Origin of the sequence: Streptomyces sp. NPDC052114 (assembly GCF_040680155.1) — a bacterium.
GTDB lineage: Bacteria > Actinomycetota > Actinomycetes > Streptomycetales > Streptomycetaceae > Streptomyces.
In genome coordinates, this window is the sequence record NZ_JBFAWC010000002.1 from 133,053 (window position 1) to 158,414 (window position 25,362).

Sequence of the window (25,362 nt, forward strand, 5' to 3'; positions counted from 1 at the left end):
GCGCAGACGCCCACGCACCCGCCCCCCGAGGCGGGCAAAGGCGCACCAGCCCAGGTGACCCGTCAGACGCCAACGTCACCCGCCCCCCGGCGGACCCGGGGCGCAGCGCAGTCCGAGGCGCCCCGCCAGTACAATCGCCGCCTGATGACCGCAACCCTCGTCGCCAAGAATCTCGCCGCCGGCCACGGCGACCGTACCCTCTTCTCGGACCTGGAATTGGTCGTCGCCCCCGGCGACGTCATCGGGCTCGTCGGGGCGAACGGAGCCGGAAAGTCCACGCTGCTGCGCCTGCTCGCGGGGGTGGACGCCCCCGAAGGGGGTGAGCTGAGGCTGTCCCCGCCGACCGCCTCCGTAGGCCACCTCCCCCAGGAACCGGACCGCCGCCCCGGCGAGACGATCCGCGCCTTCCTGGCCCGCCGCACCGGCGTCGCGGAGGCCCAGCGCGTGATGGACGACGCCACCCAGGCCCTGGTCGACGGCGCCCCCGGCGCCGACGACGCCTACGCCACCAGTCTGGAGCGCTGGCTGGCGCTCGGCGGCGCCGACCTCGACGAGCGCTCCGAGGAGGTCACCGCCTCCCTGGGCCTCGCCGTGAGCCTGGACCAGCCGATGACCTCGCTCTCCGGAGGACAGGCGGCCCGCGCCGGTCTCGCCTCCCTCCTCCTGTCCCGCTACGACGTCTTCCTCCTGGACGAGCCGACCAACGACCTCGACCTCGCGGGCCTGGAACGCCTGGAGAGCTTCGTGCGCGGCCTGCGCGCCGGCACGGTCGTCGTCAGCCACGACCGCGAGTTCCTCACCCGCACCGTCACCAAGGTCCTCGAACTCGACCTGGCCCAGCAGCAGATCAACCTCTACGGCGGCGGCTACGACGCGTACCTGGAGGAGCGGGAGACGGCCCGCCGGCACGCCCGCGACGACTACGAGGAGTACGCCGACAAGAAGGCGGCGCTCCAGGGCCGCGCCCAGATGCAGCGCTCCTGGGCGGACAAGGGCGTCAAGAACGCCCGCCGCAAGGCCAAGTCGGGCGGCGGCGACAACGACAAGATCGGCCGCAACTTCCGCAGCGACGCCAGCGAGAAGCAGGCGGCGAAGGCCCGCCAGACGCAGCGCATGATCGAGCGTCTCGACGTCGTCGAGGAGCCCCGCAAGGAGTGGGAGCTGCGCATGGAGATCGCGGCGGCACCGCGCTCCGGCGCGGTCGTGGCGAGCCTGCGCGACGCCCGGGTGCGCCGGGGCGCGTTCACGCTCGGCCCGGTCACCCTGCAGATCGACTGGGCGGACCGCGTGGCGATCACGGGCGCGAACGGCTCGGGGAAGTCGACACTGCTCGGCGCGCTCCTGGGGCGCGTCCCGCTGGACGAGGGCCACGCGGCCCTCGGCTCGGGCGTCCTGGTCGGCGAGGTCGACCAGGCCCGCGCGCTGTTCCACGGCAAGGAGTCCCTGCTGGACGCGTTCTGCGCGGCCGTACCGGACACCGAGCCCGCCGAAGTCCGCACGCTGCTGGCCAAGTTCGGCCTGAAGGCGGACCACGTACTGCGCTCCGCCGCGACGCTGTCGCCCGGCGAGCGGACCCGCGCGGCCCTCGCCCTGCTCCAGGGCCGCGGGGTGAACCTCCTGGTCCTGGACGAGCCGACGAACCACCTCGACCTGCCGGCGATCGAACAGCTGGAGTCGGCCCTGGACGCGTACGAGGGAACGCTGCTCCTGGTCACCCACGACCGCAGGATGCTCGACGCGGTCCACGTGACGCGCCGCCTGGAGGTGGCGGAGGGAACCGTGACCGAACGGCCCCTCTGACCTCAGCCCCACACCCGAACCGGGGCACCCCGCACCAGGGCGCCCCGACCCGGGGCGCCCGGCACGTCGGCGTCAGCGCCGCCCGGGGTCGACCAGACCGGCCCGCCGCAGCGCCTCGGCCATCGCGTCGTTGGCCGGCGGCGGAGCCTGCCGCTGCGGGCGCTGACCGCGCTGCCCGCCGCGCCCACCACCGCGCTGCCCCTGGCCGCCCTGACCGCCCTGGCCACCCTGACGGCGGCCCTGACCACCCTGTCCGCCCTGCTGCCGCTGCTGGGGCGGCCTTCCGCCCCGCTTCGGCTGCTCCCCGTCGGAGGCGTTCGCCTCGTCGTCCAGGCGCAGCGTCAGCGAGATCCGCTTGCGCGGGATGTCGACGTCCATGACCTTCACCTTGACGATGTCACCGGGCTTGACGACATCGCGCGGGTCCTTGACGAAGGTCTTGGACATGGCGGACACATGGACCAGGCCGTCCTGGTGGACGCCGACGTCCACGAAGGCCCCGAACGCGGCCACGTTCGTGACGACGCCTTCGAGGACCATCCCGGAGGCGAGGTCGCCGATCTTCTCCACGCCGTCCTTGAAGGTCGCCGTCTTGAAGGCGGGACGCGGGTCGCGTCCGGGCTTCTCCAGCTCCTTGATGATGTCCGTGACCGTGGGCAGACCGAAGACGTCGTCCACGAACTCGTCCGCCCGCAGCGAGCGCAGCGTCCCCGTGTTGCCGATCAGCGAGGCGACCTCGCCGCCCGTCGCCTTCACCATCCTGCGCACCACGGGGTACGCCTCGGGGTGCACGCTGGAGCCGTCCAGCGGGTCGTCGCCGCCGCGGATGCGCAGGAAGCCCGCGCACTGCTCGTACGCCTTCGGACCGAGCCGCGCCACGTCCTTGAGACCCTTGCGGTTCTTGAACGGGCCGTTCGCGTCGCGGTGCGCCACGATGTTCTCCGCGAGGCCCGCGCCGATGCCGGAGACCCGGGCGAGCAGCGGGGCGGAGGCGGTGTTCACGTCCACGCCGACGCCGTTCACACAGTCCTCGACGACCGCGTCGAGCGAGCGGGACAGCTTCACCTCCGACAGGTCGTGCTGGTACTGGCCGACGCCGATCGACTTCGGGTCGATCTTCACGAGCTCGGCCAGCGGGTCCTGGAGGCGACGCGCGATGGACACCGCGCCGCGCAGCGACACGTCCATGTCCGGCAGCTCCTGCGAGGCGAAGGCCGAGGCGGAGTACACCGAGGCGCCCGCCTCGGACACCATCACCTTCGTGAGCTTCAACTCCGGGTGCTTGGTGATCAGTTCACCGGCGAGCTTGTCCGTCTCGCGCGAGGCCGTGCCGTTGCCGATCGCGATCAGGTCGACCGCGTGCTCGGCGGCGAGCCGGGCGAGCTTGGCGAGGGCCTCGTCCCACTTGTTCGCGGGGACGTGCGGGTGGATCACGTCCGTGGCGACGACCTTGCCGGTGGCGTCGACGACGGCGACCTTCACCCCCGTACGGAAACCGGGGTCGAGGCCCAGCGTCGCGCGCGTGCCCGCGGGGGCGGCGAGCAGCAGGTCGCGCAGGTTCGACGCGAAGACCCGCACCGCCTCGTCCTCGGCGGCCGTCCGCAGCCGCAGCCGCAGGTCGATGCCGAGGTGCACGAGGATCCGGGTCCGCCAGGACCAGCGCACCGTGTCCTGGAGCCACTTGTCGGCGGGCCGGCCGCGGTCGGCGACGCCGAAGCGGTGGGCGACGATGCCCTCGTACGAGGACGGGGTGCCCGGTGCGGCGTCGGCGTCGGTCTCCTCCGGCTCCAGGACGAGGTCGAGCATCTCCTCCTTCTCGCCGCGCAGCATGGCCAGGATGCGGTGCGAGGGCAGCTCGGTGAACGGCTCGGCGAAGTCGAAGTAGTCGGCGAACTTGGCGCCCGCCTCCTCCTTGCCGTCGCGCACCTTCGCGGCGAGGCGGCCGCGCACCCACATGCGCTCGCGCAGCTCACCGATGAGGTCGGCGTCCTCCGAGAAGCGCTCGGCGAGGATCGCGCGGGCCCCGTCCAGGGCGGCCTGCGGGTCCGCGACGCCCTTGTCGGCGTCCACGAACGCGGCCGCGGCGGCCTGCGGCTCCACGCCAGGGTCGGCGAGCAGACCGTCGGCCAGCGGTTCGAGACCGGCCTCGCGGGCGATCTGCGCCTTGGTGCGCCGCTTCGGCTTGAAGGGCAGATAGATGTCCTCGAGCCGCGCCTTGGTGTCCGCCTCGCGGATCCGCGCCTCCAGCTCGTCGGTCAGCTTGCCCTGCTCACGGACCGAGTCGAGGATCGCGGCGCGCCGCTCCTCCAGCTCGCGCAGATAGCGCAGCCGCTCCTCGAGCGTGCGCAGCTGCGCGTCGTCGAGCATCTCGGTCGCTTCCTTGCGGTAGCGCGCGATGAAGGGCACCGTGGAGCCGCCGTCGAGCAGCTCGACGGCGGCCTTCACCTGCCGCTCCCGTACGCCGAGTTCTTCGGCGATCCTGGCCTCGACCGACGAGGGAGTGGGGGTGGACGTCTTCGAAGCTGCCACGTTCCGGTACCGCCTTCTCACTGAGGTTGCCGGGCAATTGTGGCAGGTGGCGCCGACTAGGGACGATCAGACCCGGCTGGCCCGGCCGGTTCGGCCACCCCCACGGGCGGCACCACGCCCGCCCCGGCCGGTGGAACGTGACGCTCCGCCGAACAGCCGGGCAAGTGCGCGGAACGGCAGGGTGACGACGGTGGCGATGGCGGCACCGATCTGCCGCAGGACATCCGCGAGGGCACGGAACATGAATTCTCCCCTTTCGTCTCCCGGTGCCACCAGGAGCGGTGGTGCCGGGAGAGGAACGGGTACCGCGCATGCCCCGGGGCATGCCCCATGCCGTGCGGGCGCGCGGCTCAGCTCTTGCCGAGCAGGTCCGCCGGGAACGCCCCGGCCTGCAGCGCCGTGCCGATGAACAGCGTGCCGAGCTCCGTCAGACGCTCGACGCCCGCTGTGCCCAGGTGCGCGTAGGGGGCCCGGTCCAGCCGGTCCGTCTCCGCCTCGACGTCGCGGCGCAGCGCCACGCCGTCCTCCGTCAACTCGCCCTCGCCGTCCAGCAGCCCACGCCCGCGCAGCCGCTCCACGGCGGCGTCCCACTCGGCCTGCTCCCAGCCCCGGGTGGTGAAGACCCACTTGGGCGTCATGCCCTTGCCGGTGGCGGTGTGGCTCACCAGGGCCTCGATGCCGTCGAGTTCGGCGCCGAGCAGGACCGTGAGGTGCCCGTCGCCGCGGTGCTCGCGCAGCAGCGTGGCCGCGTGCCAGTACGCCAGGTGCGGCTCCTCGGGGACGGGCAGGTCGGCGTGGGCCGAGTACAGCGGACGCGCGCTGCGGGTGCAGGCCTCGGCGGCGCGCAGCGCGAGCCCGGCGGCCTCCGCCATCTCCTTCGAGGCGACGAGCTCCTCGCCGAGGAGCCGGCGCAGCGTCGTGTCGACGGCGCGCAGCCGTGCCGCGAGCACGTCCTCGGGCGAGGCGGTCCGCCACACCTCGGGCACGTGCGCCGCCACGAGCGCGTGCTTGTAGTTGTAGAAGGCCGCGGTCACGGTCCCGGCGCCGACGGGCCCCATGGCCGCCGCGCGCACGGCGAAGTTGACGGCGCTGCGGTGGGTGATCCCGAGCCCGGCCAGCTCCCGCGCCACGTCGGGCGAGAAGTAGTGCGTGGAGTGCAGCGAGTTGAGGACGTTGTGACAGCGGCGTCCGGCGCGCGGCTGCGGCGCGGCGTCCGGGGCGGAGGTCGTCGAAGAGGTCATGGGCCCACGCTACCTACTGGTCGGTATGGAGTGCGTGCCCCGGTCACGGATGGCAGGAAAGGTGGGGTACTCGTCATTGCGGTCACCGTGCGGCGGGCCAAGAATCGAGGGCATGGAGCAGCGAACCGTCCTGGTCGTCCTCTTCGAGGGCGTCCAGAGCCTTGATGTCACGGGTCCCGCGGAGGTGTTCGCCGGCGCGAGCAACTGCCTGGACGACCCGGGGGCCGGCTACCTCGTGCGCACGGCCTCCCTGGACGGCTCTCCCGTACGCGCCACCAGCGGCCTGACCCTGGTTCCCGACGTCGCGCTGGCCGACGCCCCGGTGCCGCACACGCTGCTCGTCCCGGGCGGTGAGGGCACCCGCCCGCCGGACCCGGAGCTGACCGCCTGGCTGCGCGCGAACGGCCCGCGCGCCGAGCGCCTGGTGTCCGTCTGCACCGGCGCGCTCCGGCTCGCCGAGGCCGGGCTCCTGGAGGGCCGCCGGGCGACGACGCACTGGGCGTACTGCGACAAGCTCGCCAAGGACCACCCGGGCGTCGAGGTCGACCCGGACCCCATCTTCGTGCGCGACGGTCCGGTCGCGACGTCCGCCGGTGTCACCGCCGGCATCGACCTCGCGCTCGCGCTCGTGGAGGAGGACCTGGGCCGGGAGGTGGCCCTCACCGTCGCCCGCTACCTGGTGGTCTTCCTCCGCCGCCCGGGAAACCAGGCGCAGTTCAGCGTGCAGCTGGCCACGCAGACCGCCCGGCGCGAACCGCTGCGCGAGGTCCAGCAGTGGATCACCGAGCACCCGGCCGAGGACCTCTCGGTCGACGCGCTGGCCGCGCGCGCCCGGCTCTCGCCCCGCCACTTCGCCCGCGCCTTCCAGGCCGAGACGGGGCTGACACCGGGCAAGTACGTCGAGCGCGTCCGAGTCGAACACGCCCGCAGGCTCCTGGAGGACACCTCCGACGGCGTGGAGGAGGTGTCACGCGCGTGTGGCTACGGCACTCCCGAGGCCATGCGCCGCGCCTTCCTGAAGGCCCTCGGGACGGCACCGGCCGAGTACCGCCGCCGCTTCCGTCCCGTACCCGCCCACCCGCAATGACCGCACCCGTCCACTCCGAACCGTCCACTCCGAACGATAGGGACACCATGCAGATCGCCATTGCCCTGTACGAGCGCTTCACCGCCCTGGACGCCATAGGCCCGTACCAGATGCTCAGCGGCCTCCCCGGCGCCGAGACGGTCTTCGTGGCCGAACGGACCGGCCCGGTGGGCGACGACAGCGGCAGCCTCACGCTCGTCGCCGGCGCCTCCTTCGACGAGGTGCGGCGCCCCGACATCGTGGTCGTCCCCGGCGGCCCCGGCCAGAGCGACCAGACGGAGAACGGGCCGCTCCTGGACTGGCTCCGCGCGGTCGACGCCACGACCACCTGGACGACGTCGGTGTGCACGGGCTCGCTCGCCCTCGCCGCCGCCGGACTCCTCAAGGGCCGCCGCGCCACCTCGCACTGGCTCGCCCTCGGCGAACTCGACAGGATGGGCGTGGAGTCGACGGGGGAGCGGGTCGTCTTCGACGGCAAGTACGTGACGGGGGCCGGTGTCTCCGCGGGCATCGACATGGGGCTCGCCCTGGCCGGCCGGATCGCGGGCGACGAGGTCGCGCAGACCGTGCAGCTCCTGACCGAGTACGACCCCCAGCCGCCCTACGACGCCGGGTCCCCGGAGAAGGCGCCCGCGCACATCGTGGCCTCGTTCCGTGACGGGAGCCGCTTCGAGGAACTGGCGGACCAGTCGGGCCGCTGACGGCTCAGTCGCCCTGAACGGTCCAGGTGAAGCGCGGCTGCCTGCGCTCCAGGAAGGCGGCGACCCCCTCGGCGGTGTCGCCGCTGCCGCGCGCCTGCCCGGCCCAGTACGCGTCCCGGTCCGTGCGTCCCGCCGCGAACTCCTTGGCCGCCGCCTGCGTCAGCTGCGAACGCGTCGCGAGCACGTGGGTGAACTCCGCGACCCGCTTGTCCAGTTCGCCGGAGGGCAGCACCTCGTCCACCAGGCCGGTGCGCAGCGCCCGCTCGGCGCCGATCAACTCGCCGGAGAAGAGCAGGTACTTGGCGGTGGCGGGCCCCACGAGGGAGACCAGGCGCCGGGTGGACGCCGCCGAGTAGACGATGCCCAGCTTGGCCGGGGTGATCCCGAAGGAGGCGCCCTCGTCCGCGAACCGCAGGTCGCACGCGCCCGCCAGCTGACAGCCGCCGCCCACGCAGTAGCCCCGCACGGCGGCCACCGTCGGCTTGGGGAAGGCGGCCAGGGCCTCCTCGGCCCGCACAGCGAGGTCCTGCGGCGCCGTCGCCGACTTGCGCAGCGAGGAGATGTCGGCGCCCGCGCAGAAGGTGTCGCCCGCGCCGGTGAGCACGACGGCCCGCACGGCCGGGTCGGCGGCGAGCCCCGCGAACAGCGGCGGCACCTGGCGCCACATGTCCGCCGTCATGGCGTTGCGCTTGGCCGGATGGTCGATGACGACGGTGGCGACGCCGTCCGTGACGGTGTGCCTCAGCTGCGGCTCCATGCGCCGGATGCTATCCGTACCCCTCGAACGTACGATCAAGAAGGGGTGGGACGAAAGGCATATAGGGAACATAGGGCGCACAAAGCTCTGCCGAGCGGGACGGAGACGCCGATGGCCGGACGTGAGGACGCCGATCCCACGGATCCCACCAACCCCACCGATGCCGGACCCGGCAAGCCCGCGAACAGGGGTGCGGGCGACCCGGGAGCCCGGCTCAGCCGCAGCTTCGGCTGGCTCGCGCTGCTGGGCGTGATCCTCGCGGTGGCGGGGCTCGTCGGGCTCGTCTACACCGGCGTCGCCACGCTGACCTCGATGCTGCTGTTCGGCTGGCTCCTGCTCGTGGGCGGCTTCGTCGGCCTGCTGCACGCCGTGCAGTCGCGGGGCAGCAGCTTCTTCTGGCTGGGCGTCGTGGTCGCCGCGCTGAACCTCGCGGCGGGCGTCGTCATCATCCGCAGGCCCGACGTGGCGGCGGAGGCGCTGACCATGTTCGCGGCCCTGCTCTTCCTCACGGGCGGTGTGTTCCGCCTGGTCGGCAGCCTGGTGGTGCGTGGCCCACAGTTCGCCCTGACGCTGTTGCAGGGCGCCTTCGGCCTGCTCATCGGCATCCTGGTGCTCGCCGGGTGGCCGAGCAGCAGCCAGTACGTCATCGGCTGCTTCTTCTCCCTGGCCCTGCTCTTCGACGGCCTCGGTCTGATCGCCACCGGCATCGGCGGGCGCCGCATCGTCAGCCTCGTACAACCTGAAGAACGCGCCAAGGCGGCACAAGGAGAGCAGGACCGGTCAGACAAGTGACGCGGTCATGCGCCACCGATCAAATCCCGTCGATAGTCGCTGACTTCTGGTCAGTAGCGCGGTCCGGACCAGCGCATTCCCAACACTCGATGTGTGGTGACAATCGAGCGCAAGGGCGGCGACCGGACGATGGAGAACGACGGGAGGGGGCCCGGCCCGCTCCCCAGGGGTGACGGACCGGTGCCGTACGAGGGCGTATGGCGCTTCACCGCCCCCGCCGTCGACGCCTCCGTTCCCCAGGCACGGCACGCGGTGCGGGACCTGCTGGCCCGGCAGGGCGTCCCCGCCTCGGACGACCTCATCCAGGGCCTGCTGCTCATCGTCTCCGAGCTGGTCACCAACGCGGTGCGCCACGCGGCCCTGCTCTCGCCGATGCTGGCGGTGGAGGTCGCCGTCGGCGCCGAGTGGGTGCGGGTGTCCGTCGAGGACAACCACCCCTACCGCCCGACGGCCCTCGTGGCGGACCACGGGCAGACGGGCGGCCGGGGGCTGCTCCTCGTCCGCGAGATCACCCAGGAGGCGGGCGGCGCCTGCGACGTCGAGCACACCGCGACCGGGGGCAAGGTCATCTGGGCGGCCCTGCCCCTCAAGCCCGGCTGCGACTAGCGCGCACCGGCCCGCCGCGCGGTCACCAGCCGGCGGACGGGCCGGTCAGCTCCTTGATCGCGGGACGCGCCGCGTCGAGCACGGTCATGAACCACGCGGAGAACGGCCCCTTGGCGTGCCGCTCGGCCAGCTCGTCCGCGGTGACGAAGGCGGTGTCGCCGATCTCGGCGGGGTCGGGCCGCAGCGGCGACTGCACCATGCCCACGAACAGGTGGTTGAATTCCTGCTCCACCAGCCCCGAGTCCGGGTCCGGGTGGTTGTAGCGCACGGTGCCCGCCTCGGCGAGCAGCGACGGCGAGACCCCCAGCTCCTCGTACGTACGCCGGGCGGCCGCGGCGAACGGCGCCTCGCCCGGGTAGGGGTGGCCGCAGCACGTGTTCGACCAGACGCCGGGGGAGTGGTACTTGCCGAGGGCGCGCTGCTGGAGCAGCAGACGGCCCTGCTCGTCGAAGAGGAAGACGGAGAAAGCCCGGTGCAGCTGCCCGGGGGCCTGATGCGCGGAGAGTTTCTCCGCCGTGCCGATCGTCCTGCCGTCCTCGTCGACGAGTTCCAGCAAGATCGCTTCTCCGGTGCCGTTCGACGAGCTGTTCGTCGCGGTGGCAGGTGTGATCGGCATACCCATCCTTCGCTTCGGTCTTCGAGCCCCAAGTCTGCCGTACGTTCCGGACACTCCCGACACTCCGGGGACCCGCATGTCCCGCCGTGGACGGCACGGCGGGACATGCGGGGGCGCCTCCCGAGGAGACGCCCCCGGAAGGCCTCAGACCCCGAAAGCGGCCGGATACCTGATCGTGCCCTGCGGGAGCGGCACGGAACCGTCGTCCTCGTTCAGGACGAGGGCCATCATCGCCTCGTCCGGCACCTCGAACCCTGGCCGGATTCCATAGCCGGAAGCGGGCCGGAATCCGAACCGCGGGTAGTACTCGGGGTGCCCGAGGACGAGCACGAGCCGCTCGCCCCGCGCGCGTGCCGCATCGAGCACGGCACGGATGACGGCCGAGCCGGCCCCCGTCCGCTGGTACTCCGGCAGGACGGCGCACGGCGCGAGTGCCAGCGCGGGCGCGCCGTCCACCCGGCAGCGGGTGATCAGCGCGTGCGCCGCCACCGAGCCGTCCGGCGCCTCGGCGACGTAGGACAGACCCGGCAGCCAGGCGTCGGCGTCCGCGCGCAGCGCGTCGACCAGGTCGGCCTCCGCCTCCGTCTCGAAGGCCGCGGTGTTCACGGCGTGCACCGCGGCGACGTCGGCCGGGGTCTCCGGCCGGGTCGGCCAGGAGTCCGCGGGCCGCAGGACGTAGCCCGTGTAACCGAACTCCGTCCCGTGCTCGCGCCGCATCGCGATCTCCGCGCGGGTGGCGGCGAGCGCCTCGGCCATGCCGGGGGCGCCGGGGTCCGCCGCGTCCGCGCGAGCGGCCAGCGGGCCGTAGTACTCGTCCCAGTCGGACTCGGGCTGCCGGTACACGCCGAGCACGGAGTACCCGGCGCGCGCGGTGGCTCGAATGTTGTCCTCTCCGGTACGCAGCGCGTAGTGCTGCGCCCAGAAGGCGCGGGCGGCCTCGGACGGCTCGGCGGCCGTCCATTCGCACTCGGTGACGACGAGCGTGCCGCCGGGGGCGAGCAGGCGTCGCCAGGCGGTCAGCGCGGTGTCGAAGCCGACGTTGTAGACCGAGCTCTCGGCCCAGACGAGATCGAACGAACCATCCGGATGGGGGAGTTCGGTCATGTCGGCGTTGACGGCCGTGATGGATCCGTCGAGCCCGCGGGCCCGTGCGGACGCGCGGAGCTCGTCGAGGAACGGCTCGTGCAGATCGACGGCGGTCACCTCGGCGCCGGCCTCGGCGGCGAGCAGCAGCGCGACCCGGCCGGGGCCGCAGCCGAGGTCGAGCACGCGCGGCCGCTCGGGCAGCGGCCCCGCGAAGGAGAGCAGCCGCCGGGTGGTGGCGTCGGAGCCGGGTCCCTGCCGGGGAAGCCCGTGGTGCAGGGCGAAGAAGGCGTCGGTGGTGGAAGCGTTGTCAGTCAACGTGGGGAAACCCTTGAGTGAGGGGCTCGGCAGACGTGCCGTACGCACGCGCCCGCGACGGGTACGAAGGTGTACGCGTGAAGGCGGTACGAAGAGGACGTACGAAACGTACGAGAAGTCAGCCGTGAGCCCGGGAAGTGGGGATGCACGTGTCGCTGCGCAGTACGAGAGCAGCGCTCGGCGCGACAGTCATCAACCCACCTCCTTCATTGCTCGGCGCTCAAAGATCCTTGGCCACGATAGCACGCAACGTGATGGCGCGGCCGTGCCTCAGTGGCAGACCTTCGCCTCGTGCTGGGCGTGACCGCTCGGCTCCAGCTGGAAGGTGCAGTGCTCGACGTCGAAGTGGTCGCCGAGGCAGGTCTGGAGCTCGTGCAGCATCTTCTCGTGGCCGATCGCGTCGAGGGTGTCGGAGCCGACCACCACATGGGCGGAGAGCACGGGCAGGCCCGACGTGATCGTCCAGGCGTGCAGGTCGTGCACCTCCTCGACACCCGGCAGGGCGAGGATGTGGGCCCGCACCTCGGCCATGTCGACGTCCTTGGGCGCCGACTCCAGGAGCACGTTCAGGGTCTCCTTGAGGAGCTTCACCGTCCGCGGGACGATCATGAAGCCGATGACGAGCGAGGCGATCGGGTCGGCCGCCTGCCACCCGGTGAGCAGGATCACGGTCGCCGAGACGATGACCGTGACCGACCCGAGGGTGTCCGCCACGACCTCCAGGAAGGCGCCGCGCACATTGAGGCTCTCCTTCTGGCCGCGCATCAGGAGCGAGAGCGAGATCATGTTCGCGACGAGGCCGAAGACGCCGAAGAAGACGGCGAGCCCGCCCTGGGTCTCGGCCGGCGTGAAGAAGCGCTCGACCGCCTCGTACAGGACGTAGCCGCCGACGCCGAGCAGCAGCAGACAGTTGGCGAGCGCGGCGAGGATCTCGGCGCGTGCGTAGCCGAAGGTGCGGTTCTGGGTCGGCGGGCGGTTCGCGAAGTGGATCGCGAGGAGGGCCATGCCGAGGCCCACGGCGTCCGTCGCCATGTGTGCCGCGTCCGCGATGAGCGCGAGTGAGTCGGCCATGACGCCGCCCACTATCTGGGCCAGCATGACGGTGATCGTGATGCCGAGCGCTGTCCGCAGCCGCCCCTTGTAGGCGTTGGCCGCCGTCCCCGTCGTCGGTGCCCCGTGCGTGTGTCCGTGATCGTGCCCAGCCCCCATGGAGCCGCCCTCCCGCGTCGGTCATCGGTCTGCTGTCCGCTGGTCGCGGTGCACAGTGAACTACGGGTGGGGGGTATCTGGCAACGCGGCACTGAACACCGTTGTCATATGCTCTGACCTGCGAAAATGGCAACGATTACCGGCAAGGCGGCGGCACGGCGAGGGGCGCAGGTCAGAGCGCCGGAACGATCAGCTCCGGGGTGGCGCGGGGCGTCCTGGCGGCGCCGTGGAGGCCGACTCCCCGACAGCGTCCCCGTGAACCTCACCGATCAGGGTGATCCGTCAGGCCGCCGGGAGCCCCTCCGACCGGCGCCGGGCACCAGGTGGGCGCTATGCGGGCAAGCCGGGCGCCGTGCGGGCGCGGTTTGTGGGCGCGGCCCCTCTTCCACCATGATGATCGCCAAGGCCCAGGCCCTCGCAGGCCGCCCTTATCGGGGCGTGAACGGGTGATGAACGCCCGCTTCCCATCATCCGATAGCCTCTGCCGACGTGCCGCCCGGCCGCTGTGGCCAGGGGCGCCCCCCTTACGCATGTGCCCGGCGCGAGCCGCGCCGGGACTCAAGGAGTGAGTTCGTCTGTCGACCGCCATCCTCACCGGCCAGCCGGTCCCCGGGTCGCCGCTCGAAGGCGATCTGCGGTCCCTCGGCTTCGACGTGCGGGTCGCCTCCGACGCGGCGGACGTCGAGACGCTGCTCGCCGCCGTACCGGGTGGCCAGCGGGTCGCGGTCGTCGACGCGCGCTTCGTCGGGCACGTCCACGCCCTGCGTCTCGGTCTCACCGACCCCCGCTTCCCCGCGTCCGCCGTGACCGGCGCCGTCACCGCGCAGCCCGAGGCCCGCAAGGACCTGACGCGCGCCCTGCGCGCCACGGCCGGCACCACGGGCGCCGTCGTGACGCTCGACGCCCTGCCGGACGACATCGCCGCCGCGATGGAGTCCGCCGAAACGGACGTGCACCGCCCCGAGCTCGGCACCCTCGTCGCCACCGTGCCAACCGACCCGCAGGCGCGCAACGAGGCACGGCAGGCCGTCGCCGCCGTCGACGACGAAGCCGTGCGCCTGCGCACCGCGGTCAAGTCGCGGGACGGCTTCTTCACGACGTACTGCATCTCCCCGTACTCCCGCTACATCGCCCGCTGGTGCGCCCGCCGGGGCCTGACCCCGAACCAGGTCACCACCGCCTCCCTGCTCACCGCGCTGATCGCGGCGGGCTGCGCGGCCACCGGTACCCGCGGCGGCTTCGTCGCGGCGGGCCTGCTGCTGCTCCTCTCCTTCGTCCTGGACTGCACGGACGGGCAGCTCGCCCGCTACTCCCTCCAGTACTCGACGCTCGGCGCCTGGCTGGACGCGACGTTCGACCGCGCCAAGGAGTACGCGTACTACGCGGGCCTCGCGCTCGGCGCCGCCCGCGGCGGTGACGACGTATGGGCGCTCGCGCTCGGCGCGATGGTCCTGCAGACCTGCCGCCACGTCGTCGACTTCTCCTTCAACGAGGCGAACCACGACGCGACCGCCAACACCAGCCCCACGGCGGCCCTGTCCGACAAGCTCGACAGCGTCGGCTGGACGGTGTGGGTGCGCCGGATGATAGTGCTGCCCATCGGCGAGCGCTGGGCGATGATCGCCGTGCTCACCGCGGTCACCACCCCGCGCATCACCCTCGTCGTCCTGATCATCGGCTGCGCGCTCGCCGCCTGCTACACCACGGCCGGACGCGTCCTGCGCTCGCTGACCCGCAAGGCGACCCGCACCGACCGCGCCGCGCTCGCCCTGCGCGACCTGGCCGACAACGGCCCGCTCGCCTCCGCCTTCGCCGCCCTCGGCCACCGGCCCTGGCTGCGCCCCGCGCCGGTCATCGCCTTCGCCGGCGGTGCCGCGCTCGTCGGCACCGCGGTGGCCAACTCCTACGGCAGCCCCGTGGTCGTGGTGGCCGCGGTGGTCTACGTCGCCCTGTCGGGCTTCGCCCTGGGCACCCCCCTCAAGGCCCCCCTCGACTGGCTGGTCCCGCCGTTCTTCCGCGCCGCCGAGTACGGCACGGTCCTGGTACTGGCGGCCAAAGCCGATGTGAACGGAGCGCTTCCCGCGGCTTTCGGGCTCGTGGCCGCGGTCGCCTACCATCACTACGACACGGTGTACCGCATCAAGGGCGGCACCGGCGCACCCCCGCGCTGGCTGGTGCGGGCGATCGGCGGCCAGGAGGGCAGGACCCTCGTGGTCGCGCTGGCCGCGGCCCTGTTGCCCACCTCAGATTTCACCGTCGCGCTCACGGCACTCGCCGTGGCCGTGGCACTCGTGGTGCTCGTCGAGAGCATCCGCTTCTGGGTGTCCTCCGGAGCACCCGCCGTACACGATGAAGGAGAACCCGCATGATCGGCCTCGTCCTGGCCGCCGGCGCCGGCCGGCGTCTGCGCCCCTACACCGAAACGCTCCCCAAGGCGCTGGTGCCCGTCGTGGGCGAGGGAACCGAGAACGAGCTGGCCGTCCTCGACCTCACCCTGAAGAACTTCGCCGAGATCGGTCTGACCGACGTCGCGATCATCGTCGGGTACCGCAAGGAGGCGGTCTACGACCGCAAGGCGGCGCTCGAGGCCAAGTACAACCTCAAGCTGACGCTGATCGACAACGACAAGGCCGAGGAGTGGAACAACGCCTACTCCCTGTGGTGCGGCCGTGACGCGATCAAGCACTCGGTGATCCTCGCCAACGGCGACACCGTGCACCCGGTCTCCGTCGAGAAGACGCTGCTCGCCGCCCGCGGCGACGGCAAGAAGATCATCCTCGCCCTCGACACGGTGAAGAGCCTCGCCGACGAGGAGATGAAGGTCATCGTGGACCCCGAGAAGGGCGTCCAGAAGATCACCAAGCTCATGGACCCGGCCACGGCCACCGGTGAGTACATCGGCGTCACCCTCATCGAGGGCGAGGCGGCCGAGGAGCTCGCCGACGCGCTGAAGACCACCTTCGAGCGCGACCCCGACCTCTACTACGAGGACGGCTACCAGGAGCTCGTCAACCGCGGCTTCAAGATCGACGTGGCGCCGATCGGCGATGTCAAGTGGGTCGAGATCGACAACCACGAGGACCTCGCCAAGGGCCGGGAGATCGCGTGCCAGTACTGACGAGGCTCATCCCCTCGCCGGTCGTCGTCGACATTCGGCCGGGGGCGCTCAACGACCTGGCCGATGTCCTCGCCGACCAGCGGATCTGCTCGTCGACCGGCAAGCTCGCCATCGCCATCAGCGGCGGCTCGGGCGCGGTGCTGCGTGAGCGGCTCGCGCCCTCGCTGGGCGGCGCGGAGTGGTTCGAGGTCGGTGGCGGCACGCTGGACGACGCCATCAAGCTCGCCGACGCCATCAAGAAGTCGGGCCGCTACGACGCGATCGTGGGCCTCGGCGGCGGCAAGATCATCGACTGCGCCAAGTTCGCCGCGGCGCGCGTGGGCCTGCCGCTGGTCGCCGTCGCGACGAACCTGTCGCACGACGGCCTCTGCTCGCCGGTCGCGACCCTCGACAACGACGCGGGCCGCGGTTCGTACGGCGTTCCGAACCCCATCGCGGTCGTCATCGACCTCGACGTGATCCGCGAGGCGCCGGTCCGCTTCGTCCGCTCCGGCATCGGCGACGCCCTCTCCAACATCTCCGCGATCGCGGACTGGGAGCTGGCCGCCCGCGAGCGGGGCGAGGACATCGACGGGCTCGCGGCCGCCATGGCCCGCCAGGCCGGCGAGGCCGTCCTGCGCCACCCCGGCGGTGTCGGCGACGACGGGTTCCTCCAGGTCCTCGCCGAAGGCCTGGTCCTCACCGGTATCGCGATGTCGGTCTCGGGCGACTCCCGCCCCGCGTCCGGCGCCTGCCACGAGATCAACCACGCCTTCGACCTCCTTTACCCCAAGCGCGCGGCCAGCCACGGCGAGCAGTGCGGCCTGGGCGCGGCCTTCGCGATGCACCTGCGCGGCGCCCGCGAGGAGTCGGGCTTCATGGCCCAGGTCCTGCGCCGCCACGGCCTGCCCGTGCTGCCGGAGGAGATCGGCTTCACCGTGGAGGAGTTCGTGAAGGTCGTGGAGTTCGCTCCGCAGACCCGTCCGGGCCGCTACACGATCCTCGAACACCTCGACCTGTCCACCGACCAGATCAGGGACGCATACGCCGACTATGCAAAAGCCATCGGTAGCTGAGCTCCGCCCGGTTGTTCACCCCCCGGGGGTCAAGGACCGGCGGAGCGGCGAGCACTGGGGCGGACGCCTCTACATGCGCGAGATCTCGCTGCGCATCGACCGTCACCTGGTGAACACCAAGGTCACGCCCAACCAGCTGACCTACCTGATGACCGTCTGCGGCGTCCTCGCGGCCCCTGCCCTGCTGGTGCCGGGCATCTGGGGCGCGGTTCTCGGTGTCGTCGCGGTTCAGCTGTACCTCCTGCTCGACTGCGTCGACGGCGAGATCGCCCGGTGGCGCAAGCAGTACTCGCTCGCCGGTGTCTGGATGGACCGCGTCGGCGCCTACCTCACCGACGCGGCCGTCCTCGTCGGTTTCGGCCTGCGCGCCGCCGACCTGTGGGGCTCGGGCCGGATCGACTGGCTGTGGGCGTTCCTCGGTACGCTCGCCGCGCTCGGCGCCATCCTGATCAAGGCCGAGACGGACCTGGTCGCCGTGGCCCGTGCGCAGAACGGCAAGGAGCAGGTGAAGGAGGCCGCGTCCGAGATGCGCGGCTCCGGCATGGCCCTGGCCCGCAAGGCCGCCGCCGCGCTGAAGTTCCACCGTCTGATCCTGGGCATCGAGGCGTCCCTGCTCATCCTGGTCCTGGCGATCGTGGACCAGGTCCGGGGCGACCTGTTCTTCTCGCGGCTCGGCGTCGCCGTGCTGGCCGGGATCGCGCTCCTGCAGACGTTGCTGCACCTCGTGTCCATCCTGGCTTCGAGCAGGCTCAAGTGAGTACGGCAGGGGGCAAGACGATGAAGGTCGGCGCCGTCATCATCACGATGGGCAACCGGCCGCAGGAGCTGCGCGCCCTCCTCGACTCGGTCGCCAAGCAGGACGGCGACCCGGTCGAGGTGGTCGTGGTCGGCAACGGCGCCCCCGTGCCGGACGTCCCCGCCGGTGTGCGCACCGTCGAGCTGCCCGAGAACCTCGGCATCCCCGGCGGCCGCAACGTCGGCATCGAGGCCTTCGGCCCTGGCGGCACCGACGTCGACATCCTGCTCTTCCTGGACGACGACGGCCTGCTCGCGAACATGGACACGGCCCAGCTGTGCCGCGAGGCCTTCGCCGCCGACCCGGAGCTCGGCATCATCAGCTTCCGCATCGCGGACCCGGAGACGGGGGAGACCCAGCGCCGCCACGTGCCGCGCCTGCGCGCCGCCGACCCGATGCGCTCCTCGCGCGTGACCACCTTCCTGGGCGGCGCCAACGCGGTGCGCACGAAGGTCATCGCCGAGGTCGGCGGGCTGCCGGACGAGTTCTTCTACGCGCACGAGGAGACCGACCTCGCCTGGCGCGCGCTGAACGCCGGCTGGATGATCGACTACCGCTCCGACATGGTCCTCTTCCACCCGACGACGGCCCCCTCGCGGCACGCGGTCTACCACCGCATGGTCGCCCGCAACCGCGTCTGGCTGGCCCGCCGCAACCTCCCCGCGCTCCTGGTCCCGGTCTACCTCGGCGTCTGGCTGCTCCTCACCCTCGCCCGGCGCCCCTCGGGCCCGGCCCTGAAGGCCTGGTTCGGCGGCTTCAAGGAGGGCTGGACCACGCCCTGCGGACCGCGCAGGCCCATGAAGTGGCGTACGGTGTGGCGGCTGACCCGACTGGGCCGACCTCCTGTCATCTGACAAGCTCGGGTCTGAGAGCATCTGGGCCATACCCCGGTCCCTGGCCCACGCCTACGCCCGACCGGCTGCGCATCTGAAGACGAAAGTTTCCACTCGTGAGTGAGACAACGCATGACGGCGGGGTCGCCGTGACAGCATCCCTGTCGACTCCGTCGCCCGATGACGGGCTCTCCCGGGCCGACCTCGCCGCCAAGTACGGTCTGACCGTCAGCGGCGCCCGGCCCGGACTTTTCGAGTACGTCCGCCAGCTCTGGGGACGGCGCCACTTCATCCTCGCCTTCTCGCAGGCGAAGCTGACCGCCCAGTACAGCCAGGCCAAGCTCGGCCAGCTGTGGCAGGTGGCCACACCGCTCCTGAACGCGGCGGTCTACTTCTTCATCTTCGGCCTGCTGCTGGGCGCGAGGAAGGGCATCCCGCACGAGATCTACGTGCCCTTCCTGGTGACCGGCGTCTTCGTGTTCACCTTCACGCAGAGCTCGGTCATGGCGGGCGTGCGGGCGATCTCCGGCAACCTCGGGCTGGTCAGGGCCCTGCACTTCCCCCGGGCCTCGCTGCCGATCTCCTTCGCGCTCCAGCAGCTCCAGCAGCTGCTCTTCTCGATGATCGTGCTCGTCGTGATCATGCTGGCGTTCGGGATCTTCCCGGCCCTGTCCTGGCTCCTGGTGGTGCCCGCGCTGCTCCTGCAGTTCGTCTTCAACACCGGGCTCGCGCTGATCTTCGCCCGGATGGGCAGCAAGACGCCCGACCTGGCGCAGCTGATGCCGTTCGTGATGCGCACCTGGATGTACGCCTCGGGCGTCATGTTCAGCATTCCCGCGATGCTCGCCGACAAGGAGAGCGTGCCCGGCTGGGTCGGGGACGTGCTCCAGTGGAACCCGGCCTCGATCTACATGGACCTGATCCGGTACGCCATGATCGACGACTACGGCTCGACGTACCTGCCGCCGCACGTGTGGGCCTTCGCCGTGGGCTGGGCCGTGCTGCTCGGCGTGCTCGGGTTCGTGTACTTCTGGAAGGCTGAGGAGCGGTACGGCCGTGGCTGACGACAACACCGGCAACACCGGCAACACCGACAAGGCGGACGCGAACGCCGGCAAGGGCCACATCCCCACCGTCATCGCCGACGAGCTGCACATCGTCTACCGCGTCAACGGCGCCAAGACGGGCAAGGGCAGCGCCACCTCCGCCTTGAGCCGCATCCTCAGGCGCGGCGAGGAGCGCGGGGTGCGCAAGGTGCACGCCGTGCGGGGCGTCAGCTTCACCGCCTACCGCGGTGAGGCCATCGGCCTGATCGGTTCGAACGGCTCCGGCAAGTCCACCCTGCTGCGCGCCATCGCCGGCCTGCTCCCCGCCGAGAAGGGCAAGGTCTACACCGACGGCCAGCCCTCGCTGCTCGGGGTGAACGCGGCCCTGATGAACGACCTGACGGGCGAGCGCAACGTCATCCTCGGCGGTCTGGCCATGGGCATGTCCCGGGAGCAGATCAAGGAGCGCTACCAGGAGATCGTCGACTTCTCCGGGATCAACGAGAAGGGCGACTTCATCACCCTTCCGATGCGCACCTACTCCTCCGGCATGGCGGCGCGCCTGCGTTTCTCCATCGCGGCGGCCAAGGACCACGACGTCCTCATGATCGACGAGGCGCTGGCCACCGGCGACCGCAAGTTCCAAAAGCGCTCCGAGGCCCGCATCCGCGAGCTCCGCAAGGAGGCCGGCACGGTCTTCCTGGTCAGCCACAACAACAAATCCATCCGTGACACCTGTGACCGGGTGCTCTGGCTGGAGCGCGGCGAGCTGCGCATGGACGGGCCGACCGACGAGGTCATCAAGGAGTACGAGAAGTTCACGGGCAAGTAGCCCGATCGAGCCATCGGGCAAGCACCCGTTCGGCAGCAGGGCCCCGCCGGGAACGATCCGGCGGGGCCCTGTCGTGTCATAGGGTTCACGGAGCCTCGTGAATCCCTCAACTCACCGGCGCGCAGGGAAGATTGACGCCAATTGGTGTGTTGTTGTGATGTGCCGAACACCCCGACGATGCGTGCTGGGTTGTACAACGTAAGCTGTACCGGTGCTGATTCGCGGCAAGTGGGGCGATATGGCGCGGCGCTCCGGCTCAGAGCACGGCGTACCTCGCGAAGGACCGGGCGGCGTGTCCGAAATAGGATGTATTGGGTCGGCAGTGTAGAACGGGAGATGTGACGGCAATGGCTACGGATGATCTCCAGCTCCGCGATGCATCCGCCGTCCTCGACAAGGCCGCGGACGAGAACTTCCCCGTGGCGCCCTTCTTCCTGCCCAGGGCGTGGCGCGAGGACCTCATGGCCGTGTACGGCGTGGTCCGCCTCATCGACGACATCGGCGACGGCGACCTCCCGCCCGGGTCCGCCCACGCCCGGTGCCTGGGGGTGTCGGAGGCCGACGCCCGGGATCCGCTGAAGCTGCTCGACGCGGTCGAGGCCGACCTCGGCAGGGTCTTCGGCGACGGCCGGTCCGGCCACCCGTTGCTGCGGGCGCTGCGGCCGGTCGCCGAGCGCGGGCGCGTGACGGCCGAGCCCTTCCTCGCGCTGATCGCCGCCAACCGCCAGGACCAGCTCGTGACGCGCTACGAGACGTACGACGACCTCGTCGCCTACTGCGCGCTCTCCGCGAACCCCATCGGCCGTCTCGTCCTCGCCCTCACCGGCACCGCGACCCCCGAACGTATCCGCAGGTCGGACGCCGTGTGCACCGCGCTCCAGATCGTCGAGCACATCCAGGACGTCGCCGAGGACCTGCGCCGCGACCGCATCTACCTGCCCGCCGAGGACCTGAAGCGGTTCCACGTGAGCGAGGCCGATCTGGCTCGGCCGACGGCCGGCGCGTCGGTGCGTGCTCTGGTCGCCTTCGAGACGGAACGCGCCCGTGACCTCCTGAATGAAGGCACCCCCCTGGTGGGTAGCGTCCACGGCAGGCTGAAGCTGCTGCTGGCGGGGTTCGTGGCAGGGGGAAGGGCGGCGGTCCGGGCGATCGTCGCCGCCGGTTACGACGTGCTTCCTGGACCACCCAAGCCCACCACGCCCCGATTGCTGCGCGAAGCAGGGGCGGTTCTGCGAGGAGAGGGGTGAGCCGGACCGTGGAGTCGGATCCGCATGTGTCCGCGCCGGTGCTCGCCGCGTACAGCTACTGCGAGGCCATCACCGGACAGCAGGCGCGCAACTTCGCCTACGGCATCAGGCTGCTGCCGACGCCCAAGCGGCGTGCCATGTCCGCGCTCTACGCGCTCTCGCGGCGCGTGGACGACATCGGGGACGGCGCGCTCGCGCCGGACGTCAAGGCCGACCGCCTCGACGACACCCGGGCGCTGCTCGCCCGGATCCGCGCGGGCGAGGTCGAGGAGGACGACACCGACCCGGTGGCCGTCGCCCTCGCGCACGCCGCCGAGCACTTCCCCATCCCGATGGGCGGCCTCGACGAGCTGATCGACGGCGTCCTGATGGACGTACGCGGCGAGACGTACGAGACCTGGGAGGACCTGAAGGTCTACTGCCGCTGTGTGGCCGGGGCGATCGGGCGGCTCTCGCTCGGCGTGTTCGGCACCGAGCGGGGGGCGCTCCACGCCGAGCGCGCGCCGGAGTATGCCGACACGCTCGGCCTCGCGCTCCAACTGACCAACATTCTCAGGGACGTTCGCGAGGACGCGGAGGGCGGACGGACCTATCTGCCCGCCGACGACCTCGCCAAGTTCGGCTGCTCCGCGGGATTCTCGGGCTCCGAGCCGCCCGCCGGATCGGACTTCGCGGGCCTCGTCCACTTCGAGGTGCGCCGCGCGCGGGCGCTGTTCGCCGAGGGCTACCGCCTGCTGCCGATGCTGGACCGGCGCAGTGGTGCCTGTGTGGCGGCCATGGCCGGCATCTACCGCCGCCTGCTCGACCGCATCGAGCGCGAACCGGAAGCGGTCCTGCGGGGCCGTGTCTCGCTGCCGGGCCGCGAGAAGGCGTACGTCGCCGTGCGCGGTCTGTCCGGTCTGGACGCGCGGAACGTGTCACGCCAGACCGTCAGGAGGCGCGCGTGACGGGTATCCGGGGTGATCGTGGGGCGGCTGGGGCGACCTGCGCGAAGCGGCGGGCAACCCTCCGCTCGAAGGTCGCGTCCAAGACTGCAACGGTCGAAGGGGAGGGTGCATGAAGAGCGACGACATGCGGCCCGATGGGCTGAGCGCGGATGCCGAAGGCCGCCCCGGTGGGGCGGCCGCCGTAGTGGTCGGCGGTGGACTCGCCGGTGTCACCGCCGCGCTCTCGCTCGCCGACGCGGGGCTGCGTGTGACGCTGCTCGAAGGGCGGCCGCGGCTCGGCGGGCTCGCCTTCTCCTTCCGGCGCGGCGACCTGACCGTCGACAACGGCCAGCACGTCTACCTGCGCTGCTGCACCGCCTACCGCTGGTTCCTCGACCGTGTCGAGGGCACACACCTCGCCCCCTTGCAGGAACGTCTCGACGTGCCGGTGCTCGACGCCGACCGCAATCGGCTCGGGCGGCTGCGGCGCACCGCGCTTCCCGTGCCGCTGCACCTGGCGGCGAGCCTCGCCACCTATCCGCATCTGTCGGTCGCCGAGCGCGCCAAGGTGGGGCGCGCGGCGCTCGCCCTCAAGGGACTCGACCCGGCCGACCCCGCGCTCGACGGCCAGGACTTCGGCAGCTGGCTCGCGCGGCACGGGCAGTCGCAGCGCGCCATCGAGGCCCTCTGGGACCTCGTGGGCGTCGCCACGCTGAACGCCGTCGCGGGCGACGCCTCGCTGGGGCTCGCCGCGATGGTGTTCAAGACGGGACTGCTCTCCGACCCGGGCGCCGCCGACATCGGCTGGTCCCGGGTGCCCCTGGGTGATCTGCACGACGAGCTGGCCCGCAAGGCGCTCGACGCCGCGGGAGTCCGTACGGAACTGAAGACACGAGTCACCTCCATCTCCCGTACGGACAACGGCGGTTGGCGCGTGGAGGTTCCCGGCGAGACGCTGGAGGCCGACACCGTCGTGCTCGCCGTGCCGCAGCACGAGGCGCACGACCTGCTCCCGGACGGCGCCCTGGAGCGGCCCGACCGGCTGCTGGACATCGACACCGCGCCGATCCTCAACATCCACGTCGTGTACGGCCGCAAGGTGCTCAAGCGGCCCTTCTTCGCCGCGCTCGGCAGCCCGGTCCAGTGGGTCTTCGACCGCACCGAGGCCGCCGGCCTGACCGACGGCCAGTACCTCGCGCTGTCGCAGTCCGCCGCCCAGGACGAGATCGACGCGCCCGTCGCCGCGCTGCGAGAGCGCTATCTGCCCGAACTGGAGCGGCTGCTGCCCGCCGCGCACGGCGCCGAGGTCCGCGACTTCTTCGTCACCCGCGAGCGCACCGCCACCTTCGCGCCCACCCCCGGCGTCGGCAGGCTCCGGCCCGGGGCCCGCACCAAGGCCCGCGGCCTCTACCTCGCGGGCGCGTGGACCGCCACCGGGTGGCCCGCGACCATGGAGGGCGCCGTGCGCAGCGGCATCACCGCGGCCGAAGCCGCCCTCTCCACCCTCGATCGCCCCCGCGATCACCTCTTCGCATTCGAGGAGGCGGCGGCGTGAAGCTCGATCTTCTGGGGTCAGGTCCCCAGAAACCCCGCACCGGAACAAGAGGAGAAACTGTGCCGACTGTGCCCCCGGCCGAAAAGGCGGCTGCCGACACGGTGGACGTGACCTCACTGCTCGAGCGTGGCAGGACGCTGGCCACCCCGGTGCTGCGGGCCGCGGTGGACCGCCTCGCGCCTCCCATGGACACCGTCGCCGCGTACCACTTTGGCTGGATCGACGCGGCGGGCAACCCGTCCGACGGCGACGGCGGCAAGGCCGTGCGCCCCGCGCTCGCCCTGCTCTCCGCCGAGGCCGCGGGCGCGGCGCCCGAGGTCGGCGTGCCCGGCGCGGTCGCCGTCGAGCTCGTGCACAACTTCTCGCTGCTGCACGACGACCTCATGGACGGCGACGAGCAGCGCCGCCACCGCGACACGGTGTGGAAGGTGCACGGCCCCGCGCAGGCCATCCTCGTGGGCGACGCCCTCTTCGCGCTCGCCAACGAGATCCTCCTGGAACTCGGCACCGTCGAGGCCGGCCGCGCCACGCGCCGCCTCACCACCGCCACCCGCGCGCTGATCGACGGCCAGGCGCAGGACATCAGCTACGAGCACCGCGAGCGGGTCACCGTCGAGGAGTGCCTGGAGATGGAGGGCAACAAGACCGGCGCCCTGCTCGCCTGCGCCGTCTCCATCGGTGCCGTCCTCGGCGGGGCCGACGACCGCACCGCCGACACGCTGGAGAAGTACGGCTACCACCTCGGCCTCGCCTTCCAGGCCGTGGACGACCTGCTCGGCATCTGGGGCGACCCGGAGGCCACCGGCAAGCAGACGTGGAGCGACCTGCGCCAGCGCAAGAAGTCCCTGCCGGTGGTGGCCGCGCTCGCCGCGGGCGGCCCCGCGTCCGAGCGGCTCGGCGAGCTGCTCGCCGCCGACGCCAAGAGCAATGACTTCGACAGCTTCTCCGAGGAGGAGTTCGCCGCACGCGCCGCCCTGATCGAAGAGGCGGGCGGCCGTGCGTGGACCGCCGAGGAGGCCCGGCGCCAGCACACCGTCGCCGTCGAGGCGCTGGACACCATCGAGATGCCGGACCGGGTGCGGGCGCAGCTCGTCGCGCTCGCGGACTTCGTCGTCGTACGAGAGAGATGATCACTATCGGCCGCATATGACTCGCAGTCGCCGGCCGACGCTTCGCGTCGGCCGACGGCGGACCCACAGCAGACGTAGCCATCGC

General features: G+C 71.8%; 22 protein-coding genes and 1 pseudogene. 16 read left to right on the forward strand and 7 right to left on the reverse strand.

Annotated elements, in window-relative coordinates; genetic code table 11:
* The first annotated feature begins 144 nt into the window (after positions 1 to 144).
* The gene (locus AB0L89_RS04775; RefSeq protein WP_365134331.1) at positions 145 to 1,800 is read left to right on the forward strand and encodes an ABC-F family ATP-binding cassette domain-containing protein; all 1,656 of its coding nucleotides are present in this window, start codon (positions 145 to 147) and stop codon (positions 1,798 to 1,800) included.
* Positions 1,801 to 1,872: 72 nt separating this feature from the next.
* Here the strand turns inward: AB0L89_RS04775 and AB0L89_RS04780 are convergent, their stop codons facing one another.
* From AB0L89_RS04780 to AB0L89_RS04790, 3 genes and pseudogenes are all read right to left on the reverse strand, one after another.
* Positions 1,873 to 4,329 (reverse strand): Tex family protein, encoded by a 2,457-nt coding sequence (locus tag AB0L89_RS04780; protein WP_365134334.1) that lies wholly within the window; start codon positions 4,327 to 4,329, stop codon positions 1,873 to 1,875.
* A gap of 114 nt (positions 4,330 to 4,443) precedes the next feature.
* Positions 4,444 to 4,572 (reverse strand): annotated as a pseudogene (locus AB0L89_RS04785) (LPFR motif small protein); the annotation flags it as partial.
* A 107-nt stretch (positions 4,573 to 4,679) separates the two neighbouring features.
* Positions 4,680 to 5,570, reverse strand: a complete 891-nt coding sequence (locus AB0L89_RS04790) for a hypothetical protein (RefSeq protein WP_365134337.1) — start codon at positions 5,568 to 5,570, stop codon at positions 4,680 to 4,682.
* A gap of 112 nt (positions 5,571 to 5,682) precedes the next feature.
* Between AB0L89_RS04790 and AB0L89_RS04795 the strand changes: the two genes are divergently transcribed.
* On the forward strand, positions 5,683 to 6,657 hold the full coding sequence (locus tag AB0L89_RS04795; RefSeq protein WP_365134340.1) for a GlxA family transcriptional regulator: 975 nt from the start codon (positions 5,683 to 5,685) through the stop codon (positions 6,655 to 6,657).
* A gap of 47 nt (positions 6,658 to 6,704) precedes the next feature.
* Entirely contained in the window at positions 6,705 to 7,358 is a 654-nt protein-coding gene (locus AB0L89_RS04800; protein WP_365134343.1) for a DJ-1/PfpI family protein, read from the forward strand.
* Between the two features lie 4 nt (positions 7,359 to 7,362).
* Here the strand turns inward: AB0L89_RS04800 and AB0L89_RS04805 are convergent, their stop codons facing one another.
* Positions 7,363 to 8,115 carry an enoyl-CoA hydratase/isomerase family protein gene (locus AB0L89_RS04805; RefSeq protein ID WP_365134346.1) on the reverse strand — a complete coding sequence of 251 codons (753 nt, stop codon included), beginning with the start codon at positions 8,113 to 8,115 and terminating at the stop codon, positions 7,363 to 7,365.
* A 111-nt stretch (positions 8,116 to 8,226) separates the two neighbouring features.
* Between AB0L89_RS04805 and AB0L89_RS04810 the strand changes: the two genes are divergently transcribed.
* Both AB0L89_RS04810 and AB0L89_RS04815 read left to right on the forward strand, forming a co-directional pair.
* On the forward strand, positions 8,227 to 8,907 hold the full coding sequence (locus AB0L89_RS04810; protein ID WP_365134349.1) for an HdeD family acid-resistance protein: 681 nt from the start codon (positions 8,227 to 8,229) through the stop codon (positions 8,905 to 8,907).
* 129 nt (positions 8,908 to 9,036) lie between these two features.
* Positions 9,037 to 9,513: an ATP-binding protein gene (locus AB0L89_RS04815; protein ID WP_365135542.1), complete on the forward strand. Its 477-nt coding sequence runs from the start codon at positions 9,037 to 9,039 to the stop codon at positions 9,511 to 9,513.
* Positions 9,514 to 9,535: 22 nt separating this feature from the next.
* Here AB0L89_RS04815 and idi read toward each other — a convergent pair whose 3' ends face one another.
* The 3 genes from idi to AB0L89_RS04830 form a co-directional block, all read right to left on the reverse strand.
* The gene (idi, locus tag AB0L89_RS04820; RefSeq protein WP_365134352.1) at positions 9,536 to 10,129 is read right to left on the reverse strand and encodes an isopentenyl-diphosphate Delta-isomerase; all 594 of its coding nucleotides are present in this window, start codon (positions 10,127 to 10,129) and stop codon (positions 9,536 to 9,538) included.
* Between the two features lie 144 nt (positions 10,130 to 10,273).
* Positions 10,274 to 11,530: a bifunctional class I SAM-dependent methyltransferase/N-acetyltransferase gene (locus tag AB0L89_RS04825; protein ID WP_365134355.1), complete on the reverse strand. Its 1,257-nt coding sequence runs from the start codon at positions 11,528 to 11,530 to the stop codon at positions 10,274 to 10,276.
* Between the two features lie 270 nt (positions 11,531 to 11,800).
* A complete protein-coding gene (locus AB0L89_RS04830; protein ID WP_365134358.1) occupies positions 11,801 to 12,739 on the reverse strand; it encodes a cation diffusion facilitator family transporter in 939 nt (312 codons plus the stop codon).
* A gap of 575 nt (positions 12,740 to 13,314) precedes the next feature.
* Here AB0L89_RS04830 and AB0L89_RS04835 point away from each other — a divergent pair.
* The 11 genes from AB0L89_RS04835 to AB0L89_RS04885 all read left to right on the forward strand — a co-directional run bounded on the left by AB0L89_RS04835 (position 13,315) and on the right by AB0L89_RS04885 (position 25,277).
* Entirely contained in the window at positions 13,315 to 15,108 is a 1,794-nt protein-coding gene (locus tag AB0L89_RS04835) for a DUF5941 domain-containing protein (protein ID WP_365135545.1), read from the forward strand.
* Positions 15,105 to 15,857, forward strand: coding sequence for a phosphocholine cytidylyltransferase family protein (locus AB0L89_RS04840; protein WP_365134361.1), 753 nt, complete (start codon positions 15,105 to 15,107; stop codon positions 15,855 to 15,857). The genes AB0L89_RS04835 and AB0L89_RS04840 overlap by 4 nt, the downstream gene beginning before the upstream one ends.
* Positions 15,845 to 16,912, forward strand: a complete 1,068-nt coding sequence (locus tag AB0L89_RS04845) for an iron-containing alcohol dehydrogenase family protein (protein WP_365134364.1) — start codon at positions 15,845 to 15,847, stop codon at positions 16,910 to 16,912. The genes AB0L89_RS04840 and AB0L89_RS04845 overlap by 13 nt, the downstream gene beginning before the upstream one ends.
* Entirely contained in the window at positions 16,890 to 17,669 is a 780-nt protein-coding gene (locus AB0L89_RS04850; protein WP_365134367.1) for a CDP-alcohol phosphatidyltransferase family protein, read from the forward strand. The genes AB0L89_RS04845 and AB0L89_RS04850 overlap by 23 nt, the downstream gene beginning before the upstream one ends.
* A gap of 20 nt (positions 17,670 to 17,689) precedes the next feature.
* Positions 17,690 to 18,562 (forward strand): glycosyltransferase, encoded by an 873-nt coding sequence (locus AB0L89_RS04855; RefSeq protein WP_365135548.1) that lies wholly within the window; start codon positions 17,690 to 17,692, stop codon positions 18,560 to 18,562.
* A gap of 95 nt (positions 18,563 to 18,657) precedes the next feature.
* Positions 18,658 to 19,605, forward strand: coding sequence for an ABC transporter permease (locus AB0L89_RS04860; RefSeq protein WP_365134370.1), 948 nt, complete (start codon positions 18,658 to 18,660; stop codon positions 19,603 to 19,605).
* A 61-nt stretch (positions 19,606 to 19,666) separates the two neighbouring features.
* Complete coding sequence (locus tag AB0L89_RS04865; protein WP_365135551.1) at positions 19,667 to 20,419, forward strand: ABC transporter ATP-binding protein; 753 nt, start codon at positions 19,667 to 19,669, stop codon at positions 20,417 to 20,419.
* A 347-nt stretch (positions 20,420 to 20,766) separates the two neighbouring features.
* Positions 20,767 to 21,666: a squalene synthase HpnC gene (gene hpnC, locus AB0L89_RS04870; RefSeq protein ID WP_365134373.1), complete on the forward strand. Its 900-nt coding sequence runs from the start codon at positions 20,767 to 20,769 to the stop codon at positions 21,664 to 21,666.
* Positions 21,663 to 22,613 (forward strand): presqualene diphosphate synthase HpnD, encoded by a 951-nt coding sequence (gene hpnD, locus AB0L89_RS04875; RefSeq protein WP_365134376.1) that lies wholly within the window; start codon positions 21,663 to 21,665, stop codon positions 22,611 to 22,613. Before hpnC ends, hpnD begins: the two co-directional genes overlap by 4 nt.
* A gap of 124 nt (positions 22,614 to 22,737) precedes the next feature.
* The gene (gene hpnE / locus AB0L89_RS04880) at positions 22,738 to 24,147 is read left to right on the forward strand and encodes a hydroxysqualene dehydroxylase HpnE (RefSeq protein WP_365135554.1); all 1,410 of its coding nucleotides are present in this window, start codon (positions 22,738 to 22,740) and stop codon (positions 24,145 to 24,147) included.
* Positions 24,144 to 25,277 (forward strand): polyprenyl synthetase family protein, encoded by a 1,134-nt coding sequence (locus tag AB0L89_RS04885; protein WP_365134379.1) that lies wholly within the window; start codon positions 24,144 to 24,146, stop codon positions 25,275 to 25,277. Before hpnE ends, AB0L89_RS04885 begins: the two co-directional genes overlap by 4 nt.
* Positions 25,278 to 25,362 lie beyond the last annotated feature (85 nt).

Coding starts and splice junctions, on each gene's coding strand:
- AB0L89_RS04775 (WP_365134331.1), top strand. CDS start 145: ATGACCGCAACCCTCGTCGCCAAGAATCTCGCCGCCGGCCACGGCGAC.
- AB0L89_RS04790 (WP_365134337.1), bottom strand. CDS start 5,570: ATGACCTCTTCGACGACCTCCGCCCCGGACGCCGCGCCGCAGCCGCGC.
- AB0L89_RS04795 (WP_365134340.1), top strand. CDS start 5,683: ATGGAGCAGCGAACCGTCCTGGTCGTCCTCTTCGAGGGCGTCCAGAGC.
- AB0L89_RS04800 (WP_365134343.1), top strand. CDS start 6,705: ATGCAGATCGCCATTGCCCTGTACGAGCGCTTCACCGCCCTGGACGCC.
- AB0L89_RS04805 (WP_365134346.1), bottom strand. CDS start 8,115: ATGGAGCCGCAGCTGAGGCACACCGTCACGGACGGCGTCGCCACCGTC.
- AB0L89_RS04810 (WP_365134349.1), top strand. CDS start 8,227: ATGGCCGGACGTGAGGACGCCGATCCCACGGATCCCACCAACCCCACC.
- AB0L89_RS04815 (WP_365135542.1), top strand. CDS start 9,037: ATGGAGAACGACGGGAGGGGGCCCGGCCCGCTCCCCAGGGGTGACGGA.
- idi (WP_365134352.1), bottom strand. CDS start 10,129: ATGCCGATCACACCTGCCACCGCGACGAACAGCTCGTCGAACGGCACC.
- AB0L89_RS04830 (WP_365134358.1), bottom strand. CDS start 12,739: ATGGGGGCTGGGCACGATCACGGACACACGCACGGGGCACCGACGACG.
- AB0L89_RS04840 (WP_365134361.1), top strand. CDS start 15,105: ATGATCGGCCTCGTCCTGGCCGCCGGCGCCGGCCGGCGTCTGCGCCCC.
- AB0L89_RS04850 (WP_365134367.1), top strand. CDS start 16,890: ATGCAAAAGCCATCGGTAGCTGAGCTCCGCCCGGTTGTTCACCCCCCG.
- AB0L89_RS04855 (WP_365135548.1), top strand. CDS start 17,690: ATGAAGGTCGGCGCCGTCATCATCACGATGGGCAACCGGCCGCAGGAG.
- hpnC (WP_365134373.1), top strand. CDS start 20,767: ATGGCTACGGATGATCTCCAGCTCCGCGATGCATCCGCCGTCCTCGAC.
- hpnE (WP_365135554.1), top strand. CDS start 22,738: ATGCGGCCCGATGGGCTGAGCGCGGATGCCGAAGGCCGCCCCGGTGGG.